The following is a 14,076-nucleotide window of genomic DNA, read 5'->3' on the forward strand; positions in this document are numbered from 1 at the left end:
GGGCGGTGGGTAACGCGGTGGGCGCCAACCCCGTGGCGCTATGGATTCCCTGCCACCGGGTGATTCAGCAAAGCGGCGCCCTGGGTGGCTACCGCTGGGGGCTGGAGGTGAAACGCCAGGTCCAGGCCTGGGAAGCGGCCCAGCATCTGGGAATCCTCGGACAGCGCTTGAAGCGAGTGACCGGCTAGGGCCCATCTAATGTCCAAATATGGACCAGCCCGTGCGCTGCACGAACATCTCCAGGGCGCGCACCCCCAGAAGGCTGTTGCCGTAGCTATCCAGCCCCGGTGACCAGACGGCCAGCGAGCCGCGCCCCGGCGCAATGGCCAGAATGCCGCCGCCCACGCCGCTCTTGCCCGGTAAGCCCACGCGGAAAGCAAACTCCCCCGAGGCATCGTAGTGGCCACACATCATCATCAATGAGTTGATTCGACGTGCCCGCTGGGGCGACACCACCCGGAGGTTGCTGGGGCGGTTGACGCCGTCGGAAGCCAGAAACAGCCCGGCGTGGGCCAGTTGCTCGCAGCTCATGGCGATGGCGCACTGGTGAAAGTAGGTGCCAAGCACTTTGTCCACGTCGTGGCGCAGCCGCCCAAAGGCTTTCATGAAGTGCGCCAGCGAGGCGTTGCGGTCCTTGTGCTGCATTTCCGAGGCGGCGACCTGATGGTCGAAGCAGATGCTGTTGTCGTCGGCGATATAGCGCACGAAGCTCAATATTTCGGCCAGGGTTTCCTTGGGGGCGTGGCCCATCATGATGGCATCTACCACCGCAATGGCCCCGGCATTGATGAACGGGTTACGCGGTTTACCGCTCTCGTGTTCCAGCTGCACGATGGAGTTGAAGGGGTCGCCGGAGGGTTCGCGGCCGACGTTGGACCACAGCGCATCGCCGAGCTTGCCCAGCGCAATGGTCAGGGTGAAGACCTTGGAAATACTCTGAATCGAGAACGGCGTGGCGGCGCAGCCCGCCGAGAAGCGCTCGCCCTCGACGGTGGCCAGGCTGATGGCAAACTGGTTGGGATCGACCTGGGCCAGTTGGGGAATGTAGTCGGCCACCTTGCCGCGCTCGGTGGCGTGGGATAGCTCGTCGGCAATCTCGTTCAGTAGCGTTTGCATCTCGGGGTCATCGCTCGCTTCAAGAGCCGCTACCCTAGCGGATAACGAGCAGTCTGTCTGCCCGTTATCCGGCCCTTCCACGCCGCACCTTGTGCAGCCTGAGGACGCGCGATTTAATGGACGGATATTCAGCAACTGCGTAGGCCGAGAAGACGCCATGACCACACTGATGATTCAAGGCACCACCTCGGATGCAGGCAAAAGTACCGTGGTGGCGGGGCTGTGCCGTGTTTTGCAGCGCCGGGGGTTCTCGGTGGCTCCGTTCAAGCCCCAGAACATGGCGCTCAACAGCGCCGTGACCATCGATGGCGGAGAGATTGGCCGCTCCACTGCGCTTCAGGCCCAGGCGGCGGGGGTGATGCCGCACAGCGACATGAACCCGGTGCTGCTCAAGCCGGAAACGGACCGGGGTGCCCAGGTGATCCTGCGGGGCAAGGTACATGGCCATATGGATGCGCTGGATTATCACGCCTTCAAGCGTACCGCCCAGGAGAGCGTGATGGCCGCCTGGCAGGCGTTGTCCCAGCGCCATGAGGTGATCATTGCCGAAGGGGCGGGAAGCCCGGCAGAGATCAACCTGCGCAAGGGGGATATCGCCAACATGGGCTTTGCCGAAGCCGTGGATTGCCCGGTACTGCTGGTGGGCGATATCGACCGCGGTGGGGTGTTTGCCCAGCTGGTGGGTACCCTGGCGCTGCTGAGCGACAGCGAGCAGGCGCGGACCAAGGGGTTCATCATCAACCGTTTTCGGGGGGATATCGGGCTACTGGAGCCGGGGCTCGAGTGGCTGACGGCGCGCACCCGCAAACCGGTACTGGGTACGTTGCCCTATCTGCCCGGACTGCTGTTGGATGCCGAAGACAGCATTGGCACGGTGCAGGCAGAAAAACAGCGCGACACCCTGAACGTCATCGTGCCTGCCTTGCCACGCATCAGTAACCACACCGACTTCGATGCCTTGCGCCTGCACCCGCAGGTATCGTTGAGCTTTATCGGGCCGGACCAGCCGATACCGGCGGCCGACGTGATCATCCTGCCGGGCAGTAAAAGCACCGCCAGCGACCTGGCCTGGCTGAAGCGCCAAAGGTGGGAGGCTGCCATCGCCAGGCACTTGCGTTACGGGGGCAAGGTGCTGGGCATTTGCGGCGGTTTTCAGATGCTGGGGGAGTGGGTGGACGACCCCGAAGGGCTGGAGGGAGCCGCCGGACGGGTGGCGGGCCTGGGCTGGCTGGCGCTTTCGACGCGCATGGCCCCGGTCAAGCAACTGCGCAACGTGCACGGAGTGCTGGCCGGTAGTCAGGTGCCGGTGAGCGGCTACGAAATCCATCACGGCGTGAGTAAGGGCAAAGCGCTGGAGCGCCCGCTCTTCGACCTGGGCGGCCATTTTGATGGGGCCATCAGCGAAGATGGGCAAGTGTTGGGGACCTACCTGCACGGGTTGTTCGACCACCCCGATGCCTGTCAGGCCTTGCTGGAACGCTTGGGGCTGGCCAGCGCCAGTCGCATCGATTACACCGCCCACCGTGAACAGGCGCTGGACCGCCTGGCCGATACGCTGGAGGCGCACCTGGATATCGAAGCAATACTGGCCTTGCTGAGGTGAAGGCAAACATTTACTTTTCTGGGCTTGCTTTGCGTGCCCGCTTGGCCATCAGGGTAATTTCTACCTGGCTGCCACCGCAGATATGCGGGGATTCGGTACAAGTTCGTGCGGGGTAGCGTCCTGGTTCAAAGAAGTCAGCATAGACGCTGTCCAAAGCGCTAATCTGTTTCAGATCCGCCAAGTGAACATCTACCCTCACGACATCCGCGAGGCTACCGCCTTCCTGCACCAGCATGCGTTCCAGCTCACGCATCACCAAACGGGCCTCTTCTTTCACATCACCACGGGCTACGTCGCCATTGGAGAGATCGGCCACGGTAAGGCCAGAGATAAACGCGTAGTGGTCGTCGATTACCATGTGGCTGCCCGGAAAGTCGGGTTTAGGCAGAGTAGGATCGTTGATGAACTGTGTCATGTGTTCTCCTTGGCAATACAAACATGCCTTGCCCATAGTGCGACTATGCCATGACCACTGGGTTCCATCGAAACAGGCTGGTGTCTCCCCGCGCTTTGCTCTACGCTGGCGGGCTTTTATAGCCCGCCAGCGCTTATTGAAGGGCGGGGTAGATGAACGCAACGAGAGGGCGTCATGAAGGTAGTCCATGTAAGTGAACGTGCCCAGCGGGATGCGTGTTTGGCCAAATTGTGTGCTGAAGTCTATGGCCAGGCGGCAGGGTTGACGCCGCTGGTGGTCTTCACCGGAACCCGGAACGTGCTGTTTGCCCAGGAAGGCGCGCGCTTGCTGGCGGGGGTGGATGGCAACGGCAAGCCACTGGCCTTGGCGCTGCTGGTGCTGGACGAGAAAGGCCAGGGCATGACCGTCACCCATGCCTGCGAGCTGGTGGAAGGGGCCAAGGCCCGCCTGCTGAGCGAACTGAGCCTGAAGGCGCCGCTACGTGTCGAGGTGAGCAGTGAGCAGGAAGAGGCGTTCTACCAGCAGTGCGGGTTCAAGCGCTGGTGGACCACGGCGCAGGGCCAGCGCGTTGGGCTCGTGGCGCGCCATCCTGCCAGCCATGTGGAGGAGCTGGCGCCCACCCTGGAGCTGGACGAGGCGTTGATTCTGCGTCGTTTCAAGCACGACGCGGCCGCTTTCGGCCAGGCCAAGGAAGCCTTCCTGGCGGGCTTGAATCAGTTCCCGACGTCTTTGTAGCCTTCAGGTGGAACGGCGTGTTCCATGTTTGAGAACCTGTTTGCACGTTGTTGTCACGAAGCGTCGTCAAGTTCAGGGTAAAATGGCTTCCTCAATAGTGATGGTTATGAGGAATTTGCATCATGGCGCTTGCGATCATGGATTCGACGTCTCGTTACGGCCTGGTGAGTCGTGCGTTGCACTGGGGCATGGCCCTGCTGTTCGTTTGGCAATTCAGTGGCGCTGGGGCACGGGTGCTGCTGGAAGATACGGCCATTGAAAGCTTCTTGTGGGGCACTCATCGAAACGTTGGCGTGCTGCTGATGACGCTGGTGGTGCTGCGGGCGCTCTGGGCGTTGGCCAATGCCTCGCGCCGCCCGCCTGCCGTGAGCGTCATGGCCAAGCTGGGCCATCTGGCACTCTATGGCCTGATGATCGCGGTACCCACCATTGCGCTGATTCGTCAGTACGGCTCGGGGCGGCCGCTGGAGGTATTCGGCGTGCCGCTGATGTCGGGAGGCGGTGAGCGCGTGGAGTGGATGATCAACCTGGGGGGCTTGCTGCACGGTGAGCTTGGCTGGGCACTGCTGGTACTGGTGCTGGGCCATATCGGCATGGCGGTGCTGCACCGCCGCTTGACAGGCCACAGCCTGATGACCCGCATGGCATAGCCTGCGCGCCCGTTCAGCATAGCGTCCATAAAAACGGCGTGCCTCCTGGGCACGCCGTTTTTTGTGCGCTGCAGTTTTGGTGAATAGTTGAGGCGGATAGTCGTGGTGAATAGACGTCCGCTACTTGGCCAGGTCACGCATGGCGTTTTCCAGCCCCTCCAGGGTCATGGGGTACATGCGGTCGTCGATCAGCTCGCGGATCAGGGTGGTCGAGTAGGTGTACTCCCAGGCGCGGGGTGGCATGGGGTTCAGCCACGCCAACCGGGGGAATTTATCGGCCAGCCGTTTGAGCCACACTCCGCCCGCTTCGTCGTTGAAGTGCTCCACGCTACCGCCACGGTGGGTGACCTCGTAAGGCGACATGGCGGCGTCGCCGACGATGACCACCTGGTAGTCCGCGCCGTAGGTGTGCAGTACGTCCATGGTAGGGATACGCTCGTTGCCACGGCGCAGGTTGTTTTTCCAGACGCCTTCGTAGAGGCAGTTATGGAAGTAGTAGTGCTCCAGGTGCTTGAACTCGGAGCGCGCCGCAGAAAAGAGCTCTTCGCATACCCGGATGTGGTCGTCCATGGAGCCGCCCACGTCCAGAAACAGCAGCACCTTGACCGCATTGTGGCGCTCCGGGCGCATCTGGATATTGAGCAGCCCGGCATCGCGGGCGGTTTCGCGAATGGTGCCGTCCACATCGAACTCGTCCCTGGCGCCCTGGCGGGCGAATTTGCGCAGCCGTCGCAGGGCCATTTTGATGTTGCGGGTGCCCAGCTCCAGAGAGTCGTCGTAATCGCGAAAGCGTCGCTCGTCCCACACTTTGGTGGCACGGCGGTGGCGGGAGCCGTCTTGCCCAATTCGAATGCCTTCCGGGTTGTAGCCGTAGGCCCCAAAGGGGCTGGTGCCGCCGGTGCCAATCCACTTGTTGCCCCCCGCGTGGCGCTCTTTCTGCTCTTCCAGGCGCTTCTTGAAGGTCTCGATGAGCTCTTCCAACCCGCCCAGCGACTCGATCCTGGCTTTCTCTTCATCGGTCAGCTGTTTCTCGAATTCGCGGCGCAGCCACTCGTCGGGAATCAGCGCTTCGATGGCGGCGTCCATGTCCTCGATGCCCTTGAACCAGGCGGCAAAAGCGCGATCGAAGCGGTCGAAGTGGCGCTCATCCTTCACCATGACCGTGCGCGCGACCTGATAGAACGCCTCCATATCGGCAAATACCACGCCACGCTCCACCACCGCGTGAAGGTCTAAAAGCTCCCGCAGTGAAACGGGTACGCCTGCGCGTTTCAGGGTCTCGAACAAGCCGATGAACATGGCTTAGCGCCCGCTGTTCTTCTGGCGGCGCATCATGAACGCCAGGCGTTCCAGCAGGTGGGTGTCCTGCTCGTTCTTGACCAGCGCGCCGGCCATGGGCGGTAGCGCCTTGGCGGGGTCGCGATGATACAGCGCTTCCTGGGCCAGCTCGTCGGCCATCAACAGCTTGAGCCAATCGACCAGCTCGGAAGTGGAAGGTTTCTTCTTCAGCCCTGGAGCGCTGCGCAGGTCGAAAAAGACCTCCAGCGCCTCGCTGGCGAGCTTGGGGGCAATGTCGGGAAAGTGAACGTCGACGATGGCCTGCATGGTCTCGCGGTCGGGGAACTCGATGTAGTGGAAGAAGCAGCGGCGCAGGAAGGCGTCCGGTAGCTCTTTTTCGTTGTTGGACGTGATGACGATGATCGGACGCTGCTCGGCACGGATGGTCTCGCCGGTTTCATAAACGTGAAACTCCATACGATCCAGCTCCTGGAGCAGGTCGTTGGGGAATTCGATGTCCGCCTTGTCGATTTCGTCGATCAACAGCACGACACGCTCGCCAGCGGTGAAGGCTTCCCAGAGCTTGCCGGGCTTGATGTAGTTGCCGACGTTCTCGACGCCTTCCACGCCCAGCTGCGAGTCGCGCAGGCGGCTCACCGCATCGTATTCGTAGAGCCCCTGGGCTGCCTTGGTGCTGGACTTGATATGCCAGGTGATCAGCCGAGTGCCCAGCGAAGCCGCCAGCTCTTCGGCCAGCAGCGTCTTGCCGGTGCCCGGCTCGCCCTTGATGAGCAGCGGGCGCTGGAGTACCACGGCGGCATTCACCGCCTGCTTGAGTGCATCGGTTGCGATATACGAAGAGGTAGAGTCAAACGCCATGCTGGGCCTCGGCTTGTCGAAAGCGGGTTTATAAAAGGGTAAACGAATTCAAACAAGTGTACGTGAGGGTTGTGCTCAAGGCCAAGAGGATACACCGCGATGGCTACGACGGGTGGTATGCCGGTGTCTCAAAAGTTACACTTATCTGCGTAACTTAATCACTCCGCAGCTGTCATAATCGCTACAACAGAAGATAACGATAGCGTGGAACGAGAGGGCAACGTCATGCATGCCAACGTCAACCAGCTGCGTTTACAAACCAGGGCGCTCTTGGCGGCGACGCAGCGCGGGGAAACCGTCGACATCACCTACCGTGGTAAGCCTTGTGCTCGGTTAATCGGTGTCGTTGAGAACGACCAGAAAACGCGCCCGGAGCGTAACCCTGCCTTCGGTTTATGGGCGGATCAGGGTAGCTCGAATGGCAACGATGTCGAGTCACAAGTGCGTCGCTTGCGCGCTCCACGTAACTTCGAGATGAGTGAGTGATGCTCGTCGATACAGACGTACTGATCTGGAATCTCCGCGGTAATATTGCGGCGGCAGAACGACTGGATGACTTGCCTGGTTTTTCGTTGTCCGCTGTGAGTTATATGGAGTTGGTTCAGGGCATGCGCAACAAGCAAGAACTCAACCAACTGCGCCAAGCGCTACACTATTGGCAGGCGAAAATAGTTCATTTGGACGAAGGCGTCTCGGCGCGTGCCACGTTTCTGGTCGAAAGCTACGCACTCAGCCATAACATGCAAATGGCAGATGCACTTATTGCCGCAACGGCCATGGAACTGGGGGCTCCCTTGCTAACCGCCAATGATCGCCATTACCGACATATTGATGGGTTGGATTTAGACATCTTTCGTCCAGGTTAAATGGCTCAGTCGGTCGCTGAACAACATATCACCCCTGCCAGTTCGGCGGCACTATGCCTTGCTGCTGCATCTTCCGGTATACGGTAGGCCTCGAGACCCCAAGCAGACGAGCCACGGCGCTAATGTTCCAGTGCTGCTCCTTGAGTGTTTCCAGCAGTGTGTGATCGCTGTCGCTACCAGCGACTGCCGTCAGGGGAGGTGCTTGCCGCGTGATGCGTTGGCTTAGGCACTGCTCGGGTAAATCATAAACTGTGATTTCCTCGCTTTCTGAGGTGGCCAAGGCAAACGCCAGTGCATTTTTTAGTTGGCGGATATTACCAGGCCAAGTGTAGGCCAGCAGGGCGCTGATGGCATCGGCTCTCAGGCGGGGCGTGTGCGCCCCCTGGCGCTCGTTGACGACCTCATCGAACACCTGACGAATCACGAAGAGCCGGTCGGCTCGCTCACGCAGGGCGGGCAGGCTGAGCTGGGCGCCGTTCAGGCGGTAATAAAGGTCTTCGCGGAACTCACCCTGGGCAATCATGGCGTCGATATGGCGGTGGGTGGCGGAAATGACCCGAATATCGACTTTTTCGGGTTTATTCGCCCCCAGCGGCATCACTTCGCGCTCGGCCAGTACCCGCAGCAGGCGGGTTTGCAGCGCCAGCGGCATGTCGCCGATCTCATCCAGAAACAGGGTGCCGCCATGGGCCTGGGGGATCAGCCCGCGCATGCCTTTGGCTCGGCCGCCGGTAAAGGCGCCGGGTTCGTAGCCAAACAGCTCGCTTTCGATCAGGGCTTCGGGAATGGCCGCACAGTTCACCGCCACGAAGGGGCCGTTGGCCCGGTGTCCGCTGTCGTGCAGGGCTCTCGCCACGACTTCCTTGCCGGCGCCTGTTTCGCCGGTGATCAACACGTTGACGCTGACCTCATTGCGCAACCGATCGGCAAGCTTCTGGACTTTGCGCATGGCGGGGTCGTCGCCACCCAGCCGTGCCAACGGCGCGGCCAAGGGAGTCTGGGAGCGCTCTGCTGCCTCTCGGCGGGGCCGTTTTGGCTCCAGCAGGCTGAGAAAAATAGATGGTATTGCTGGCACGGGCACGAAACGCTCGCAGTTGGTCGTCGCTGGCGCCATTGATGCTCAGTACGTCGGCCATGTCGCACTCGAACAGTTCACCCAGCATGGGGGCGTGATGGCTTGACCAGGGCGGCCAGCGGCGCTGGTGCGCACTGATCAGCTCGCGGCCCACGGCGTTGGCGGCAATCACTTGGCCGTTCTCTTCCATGGCGATGAGACCGCGCCCGTTGACATGCACGAATTCCCGCGAGGTATCCAGGCGCACCATCAGGCAGTCGCGGTAGCGCTGCAAGAAGTAGGCATCTTCGATCATGCGGGCGTAAAGGGTGACCAGCGAGAGGCTGAAGTTCTGGCTTTCGTGCTGGGCCGGTGAGTGGAGCGCTGAAATGTCCAGCACGGCCATGACGTTGCCCTGCGGGTCGGCGATGGGGGCAGCGGTGCAGGTGAGTGAAATATGCGTGGCGTCGAAGTGCTCCTGACGGTGGCAAATGATCGCCTGGCGGTCGTGCAGGCAGGTGCCCACCGCACAGGTGCCCGCGAAGCGCTCGTCCCAGTCGGCACCCAAATAGAGGCCCGCCTTGCGTAGCTGCTGGTCTTGGCTTGGGTTGCCGCGAAACTCGACGGTAATGCCCCGGTGGTCGGTGAGCAACAGCACGTAGCCGAGCTGGGCGATTTGTCCGTAGAGCTGGTCGACCCCGGCTCGGGCAACGTGCAGCAGTTCATCGACGGATTCGCGATGCTCGAGCAGTGTTTGCTGGGGCACCACTCGGGCAGGGCGGGGCTGCGTGGGGTCGAGCCGATACTCGTTCAAGCAGCGCAGCCAGGAGCGGCGGATAGTGGCCTGCGCCGGTAGCTGGGGCACATCCAGCCCTTCGCCGAGCTGAAAGATGTGTTCGATGTGCTGGCGCTGCATCGGGGCCAGGCGGGTCGGTGGCAGTGATGGCGTTGGCATGGCGTATCCACACAAAATTCTTGTTGTGTCTCCAGCCTATGCGCTTTGTGGTGGGTGTCAACGAGGGCGTATTACGCCGTTAGTCGCGCGTTACACCTGTAACGTGGCGCGTACACAAGGCGTGACAGCTGTACGCGGTTGGCACGGTTTTATAGCGCTTCGAAGATGCTTGATTGATGATGTTTTTCAGTCATTTATTACCGGTTTTGAGCGTTTGGCACGGCGGGTGCTTAGGGTTGGGTGTCTTATCGACAGCTCAACAATAACAACGACTCTGGAGTACCCGCGATGACTCACACCGAGGCAAGTACACCCTCTAACGCCACCACCTCCGTTCAGGCATGGCTGCAGGCCCTGGATGACGCGCTGCAGGCGCAGGATATTCAGCGCGTATTAACGCTGTTCAACGACGAGTGCTATTGGCGCGACTTTTTATCCTTTACCTGGAATCTCAAAACCTGCGAAGGCAAACAGGAGATTCAGGCGATGCTGGAGGCCACCCTGGCGAATACCCGGCCTGGCCAGTGGCAGATAGACGGCGACGCCAGTGAGAACGGCGATACCGTGGAGGCGTGGTTCACGTTTAAAACGGCCATTGCCAGCGGCAAAGGCTACCTGCGGTTGAAGAACGGCAAGTGTTGGACGCTGCTCACCACCCTGCAGGCGCTGGATGATTTTCCCGAACCGCGTAACCACCACCGCCCCAAAGGGGCCGAGCATGGCGCCAACAAACAGCGCGAAACCTGGCTGGAAGCCCGCGAGCGTGAAGAGGCTGAGCTGGGCTATACGCGCCAGCCCTACTGCGTGATCATCGGAGGAGGACAAGGCGGCATTGGCCTGGGGGCGCGGCTAAAGCAGATGGGCGTGCCTACCCTCATCATCGAGCGTAACGAACGCGCGGGGGACTCCTGGCGCAAGCGCTATAAATCCCTCTGCCTGCATGACCCGGTGTGGTACGACCACCTGCCCTATATTCCGTTTCCCGACAACTGGCCGGTGTTTGCCCCGAAAGACAAAGTGGGCGACTGGCTGGAAATGTACACAAAAGTGATGGAGCTCAACTATTGGAGTTCCACCACCTGCGATAATGCACGCTTCGATGAAGCTGCAGGCGAGTGGGTGGTGAACGTCAAGCGCAACGGTGAGCAGATCACGCTACGTCCGAAACAGCTGGTGATGGCCACCGGCATGTCGGGCATGCCTAACATCCCCAAATTTCCGGGCGCGGAGTATTTCGAAGGCGAGCAACAGCACTCCAGCCAGCATCCGGGGCCAGACGCCTACGCCGGTAAAAAGTGCGTGATCGTGGGGTCGAACAACTCGGCCCACGACATTGCGGCGGCTCTCTGGGAGCACGATGCCGATGTCACTATGCTTCAGCGCTCTTCGACGCATATCGTCAAGTCGGACTCGTTGATGGAAGAGGTGCTGGGGCCGCTCTATTCGGAAAATGCGGTGGCGGGTGGCCTGACCCATGACAAGGCTGACCTGCTGTTTGCGTCGATTCCCTACAAGGTGCTGCCCGATTTCCAGCGGCCAGCCTTCGCCGCCATCAAGCAGCGTGATGCGGCGTTTATCGTATACGCCACGGGCTATGGCTCGATGAATGGCTGGGCGGCACTACTCGCACTACTTGGCGCTGCAGTTGAAAGCGCGTATGGAAGGCCTGGAAACTCCCGTGTACGGGCTTCAGCCGGTACATCATGTGTCTTGATAGGAAGGACTAGTCATGAGTCAAACCAATATGCAAGCAGCGGTGTGGTATGCAGCCAGGGATCTTCGCGTGGAGCAGGTGCCTGTGCCTACCATTAACGATCCTCACTCGGTGAAGGTGAAAGTAGCCGCCTGTGGGATTTGCGGCAGCGATTTGCATGAATACGCCGCCGGGCCGATTTTTATCCCGGTGGGCAAGCCGCACCCCATCAGCGGCGAACAGGCGCCCATCATCATGGGCCATGAGTTTGCGGGGGAAGTGGTGGAGGTCGGTGAAAAAGTCACCCGCGTGAAGGTGGGGGATCGCGTCGCCATCGAGCCGATCCTTTCGCCCAACAAGGATGGCGCTTACCAGATGGAGCGCTACAACCTGACGCCGCTGCTCGGCTTCCACGGCCTTTCCGGTGGCGGCGGTGGCTTTTCCGAGTTCACCGTCATGGGCGAGCACATGGTGCACAAACTGCCGGATGACCTGAGCTTCGAGCAGGGGGCCCTGGTAGAGCCCGCCGCCGTGGCGCTGCATGCGGTGCGCCAGAGCAGCCTGAAGGCCGGGGATAGTGCTGCGGTGTTCGGCGCCGGGCCGATTGGCCTGATGACCATCGAGGCCCTCAAGGCCGCCGGGGCTGCGCAGATCTACGCGATAGAAGTCGCGCCATCCCGCAAAGCCAAAGCCGAAGCGTTGGGAGCCATTGTGGTCGACCCACAGCAAGAAGACGCCGTGGAGAAGCTGCACGCATTGAGCGAGGGTGGGGTCGATGTGGCGTTCGAAGTCACCGGCATTCCAGCCGTGCTCAACCAGGCGCTGCACAGTACCCACGAAGGCGGCGAAGTGGTGGTGGTGAGCATATGGGAGGGGGACGCCAGCTTCCAGCCCAATGACCTGGTCATCAAGGAGCGCACCATGAAAGGCATCATTGCCTATCGGCATGTCTATCCGGCGGTGATGGCGTTGATGCAGCGGGGCTATTTCCGGGCCGAAGACATGGTCACCCAGCGTATTCCTCTGGCCAACATCGTCGAAGAGGGCTTCGAGGCGCTGTTGAGCGACAAGGCGCAGGTGAAAATCATCGTCACGCCCTAGGGACGCCTTTCGTCACCCGCAAAGGCCATCTTCGGATGGCCTTTTTTGGCATGAGCGGGTCGCTACTCGGCGTAGATCATTTTGCGGGTCATGCCGCCGTCGGCCACGATGTTCTGACCGGTGATGAACCCGGCCTCGTCGGACAGCAGAAAGCGCGTCAGGGCAGCGATGTCTTGGGGCGTGCCCACGCGCCCAGCCGGGTGCTGGTCACGATCGATGGCGCGGTGCTCCACCGGCTGCTGGCGGCTGGGCTTTTGCCAGTCGCCCACTTCGATCCAGCCTGGGCTGATGGCGTTGACGCGAATGTTCGGGCCAAGGCTCACGGCAAGCGCATGGGTGAGGGCCACGATGCCACCTTTGCTGGCCGCATACGCTTCGGTGTCGGGTTCGGATTGAAGGGCTCGGGACGAGGCCATCAGCACGATACTGCCACCATGAGGCCGCAAATACGCCGCCCCATGCTTGGCGCACAGGAATGCGCCGGTGAGGTTGGTATTCAAGTAGGCTTGCCAGGTTTCCAGTGGCAGCTGTTCGATCGTGCCATGAAACGGGTCGGCGATGCCCGCGTTGTGGACGATGCCATCCAGCCTGCCAAAGTGTTCCACGGTGCGTTCAAGCGTGCGGGCAATGTGTTCCTCTTGGCTGACGTCAGCTTCCAGAGCCAGTAGCTGGTCGTACTGTTTCAACCGCTGCGTCGCAGCGCGCAGCGCTTCTGCATCGATATCGACGATGGCCACCTGGTGGCCGTGGGAGAGTAGCTCGTCCGCGATGCCCAAACCAATCCCCCTGGGCACCGCCGGTCACATACACTGTTTTACGCTGCATCATGATGATTTTACTGCCTGAAGGCCTGGTGAGTGGGGGAAACGTGCGCTAGCGGGGTCAAATGTAAAATATCTATACAGCTAACGACAGCTCTCGCCTCTAATGCATAGAGTTAACCATATTGAAGGACGTTTAACACTCCGCTCGCGGCGGGCTGTAGGTGTGAACGCCAATTGAGAGGTTGATTATGGTAGAGAGTGAGCGGGCGCCACTTCAGGCACTGCATGGTTTGGCGCTACTGGATACACCTCCCGAAGAGCGCTTTGATCGCTTTACACGCATTGCCGTTCAGTTATTTGGGGTCGATATCGCGCTCGTCTCACTGGTGGACGAGGAGCGGCAGTGGTTCAAGTCCCACCAAGGGCTCGCGCTGACACAAACCTGTCGAGAAGAGTCCTTGTGTGCCCACGCCATTCAAACTGATGGCATTTTTGAAGTGGCAGGGCGGGCAGGAGTTTGCGTGTACGCTCTCGGCCGGCATGGTATGCAGTCTGGACGTGGCAGAGAGTGACAGGGAGCGGTTACTGGTGCTGGCCGACGAAGCGCTCTATCGCGCCAAACGCGGTGGGCGCAATCAGGTGTGCAGCTGATACCGTTTGGGGCCAAGCGTCGTTATGAAGCATAAACCTGAGTTCCTGCGCACCATTGGTGCGATCCGCGCCTCCTGGCGCAGAGAATCATACAATAAACAGGTGGAAATTTTTATAAGGTGTTGTTTTTAATGTTTTTATAAGATACTGGCACGTTGCTCGCTATATATTAGTCAAGCGGCAAATGAAAAGAGTCTTCACCGTTAGCCTGACCCGCGGATTATCGAAGCTCTCCCTTCTTTGTCATGCCGATGCGACCTGTCGCACGGTACAACGAGTGAGCTGGCGTGCTCCACCTGGGTCCCCTTCGGGGGAC

The 14,076-nt window shown here is 60.6% G+C and carries 13 protein-coding genes and 2 pseudogenes; 9 read left to right on the forward strand and 6 right to left on the reverse strand.

All coding sequences use genetic code 11. From position 1 onward, the window contains the following. On the forward strand, positions 1-188 hold a 188-nt coding region (locus B7L71_RS14900; RefSeq protein ID WP_139790148.1), incomplete at its 5' end, for a methylated-DNA--[protein]-cysteine S-methyltransferase. A gap of 7 nt (positions 189-195) precedes the next feature. Here B7L71_RS14900 and B7L71_RS14905 read toward each other — a convergent pair. Then, on the reverse strand, positions 196-1,116 hold the full coding sequence (locus tag B7L71_RS14905; protein ID WP_081138889.1) for a glutaminase: 921 nt from the start codon (positions 1,114-1,116) through the stop codon (positions 196-198). 157 nt (positions 1,117-1,273) lie between these two features. Between B7L71_RS14905 and B7L71_RS14910 the strand changes: the two genes are divergently transcribed. Then, positions 1,274-2,719: a cobyric acid synthase gene (locus B7L71_RS14910; protein WP_081138891.1), complete on the forward strand. Its 1,446-nt coding sequence runs from the start codon at positions 1,274-1,276 to the stop codon at positions 2,717-2,719. A 10-nt stretch (positions 2,720-2,729) separates the two neighbouring features. Here B7L71_RS14910 and B7L71_RS14915 read toward each other — a convergent pair whose 3' ends face one another. Then, entirely contained in the window at positions 2,730-3,134 is a 405-nt protein-coding gene (locus tag B7L71_RS14915; protein ID WP_081138892.1) for a RidA family protein, read from the reverse strand. 174 nt (positions 3,135-3,308) lie between these two features. Between B7L71_RS14915 and B7L71_RS14920 the strand changes: the two genes are divergently transcribed. Further along, on the forward strand, positions 3,309-3,869 hold the full coding sequence (locus B7L71_RS14920) for a hypothetical protein (protein ID WP_016914130.1): 561 nt from the start codon (positions 3,309-3,311) through the stop codon (positions 3,867-3,869). Between the two features lie 122 nt (positions 3,870-3,991). Continuing rightward, positions 3,992-4,519 carry a cytochrome b gene (locus tag B7L71_RS14925; protein ID WP_081138894.1) on the forward strand — a complete coding sequence of 176 codons (528 nt, stop codon included), beginning with the start codon at positions 3,992-3,994 and terminating at the stop codon, positions 4,517-4,519. 120 nt (positions 4,520-4,639) lie between these two features. Here B7L71_RS14925 and B7L71_RS14930 read toward each other — a convergent pair whose 3' ends face one another. Continuing rightward, complete coding sequence (locus B7L71_RS14930; protein ID WP_081138895.1) at positions 4,640-5,818, reverse strand: vWA domain-containing protein; 1,179 nt, start codon at positions 5,816-5,818, stop codon at positions 4,640-4,642. A 3-nt stretch (positions 5,819-5,821) separates the two neighbouring features. Next, positions 5,822-6,676 carry an AAA family ATPase gene (locus tag B7L71_RS14935; protein ID WP_016914127.1) on the reverse strand — a complete coding sequence of 285 codons (855 nt, stop codon included), beginning with the start codon at positions 6,674-6,676 and terminating at the stop codon, positions 5,822-5,824. Between the two features lie 225 nt (positions 6,677-6,901). On the opposite strand from B7L71_RS14935, the gene B7L71_RS14940 reads away from it, so the two are divergent. Both B7L71_RS14940 and B7L71_RS14945 read left to right on the forward strand, forming a co-directional pair. Beyond that, on the forward strand, positions 6,902-7,162 hold the full coding sequence (locus B7L71_RS14940) for a type II toxin-antitoxin system Phd/YefM family antitoxin (protein ID WP_081138897.1): 261 nt from the start codon (positions 6,902-6,904) through the stop codon (positions 7,160-7,162). Then, positions 7,162-7,542, forward strand: a complete 381-nt coding sequence (locus B7L71_RS14945) for a type II toxin-antitoxin system VapC family toxin (protein WP_081138899.1) — start codon at positions 7,162-7,164, stop codon at positions 7,540-7,542. Before B7L71_RS14940 ends, B7L71_RS14945 begins: the two co-directional genes overlap by 1 nt. A 28-nt stretch (positions 7,543-7,570) precedes the next feature. On the opposite strand, the pseudogene B7L71_RS14950 reads toward B7L71_RS14945, so the two are convergent. Next, a pseudogene (locus B7L71_RS14950) lies at positions 7,571-9,551 on the reverse strand (sigma-54-dependent Fis family transcriptional regulator). Positions 9,552-9,839: 288 nt separating this feature from the next. On the opposite strand from B7L71_RS14950, the pseudogene B7L71_RS14955 reads away from it, so the two are divergent. Both B7L71_RS14955 and B7L71_RS14960 read left to right on the forward strand, forming a co-directional pair. After that, positions 9,840-11,265: pseudogene (locus B7L71_RS14955) on the forward strand (NAD(P)-binding domain-containing protein). 30 nt (positions 11,266-11,295) lie between these two features. Further along, a complete protein-coding gene (locus tag B7L71_RS14960) occupies positions 11,296-12,345 on the forward strand; it encodes a 2,3-butanediol dehydrogenase (protein ID WP_081139022.1) in 1,050 nt (349 codons plus the stop codon). A 62-nt stretch (positions 12,346-12,407) separates the two neighbouring features. Here the strand turns inward: B7L71_RS14960 and B7L71_RS14965 are convergent, their stop codons facing one another. Continuing rightward, positions 12,408-13,121: an SDR family oxidoreductase gene (locus B7L71_RS14965; RefSeq protein ID WP_249273280.1), complete on the reverse strand. Its 714-nt coding sequence runs from the start codon at positions 13,119-13,121 to the stop codon at positions 12,408-12,410. 450 nt (positions 13,122-13,571) lie between these two features. Between B7L71_RS14965 and B7L71_RS14975 the strand changes: the two genes are divergently transcribed. Next, on the forward strand, positions 13,572-13,760 hold the full coding sequence (locus B7L71_RS14975; RefSeq protein ID WP_016914122.1) for a diguanylate cyclase domain-containing protein: 189 nt from the start codon (positions 13,572-13,574) through the stop codon (positions 13,758-13,760). Positions 13,761-14,076 lie beyond the last annotated feature (316 nt).

This window comes from Halomonas sp. BC2 (genome assembly GCF_002078115.1).
Taxonomy (GTDB): domain Bacteria; phylum Pseudomonadota; class Gammaproteobacteria; order Pseudomonadales; family Halomonadaceae; genus Vreelandella; species Vreelandella stevensii.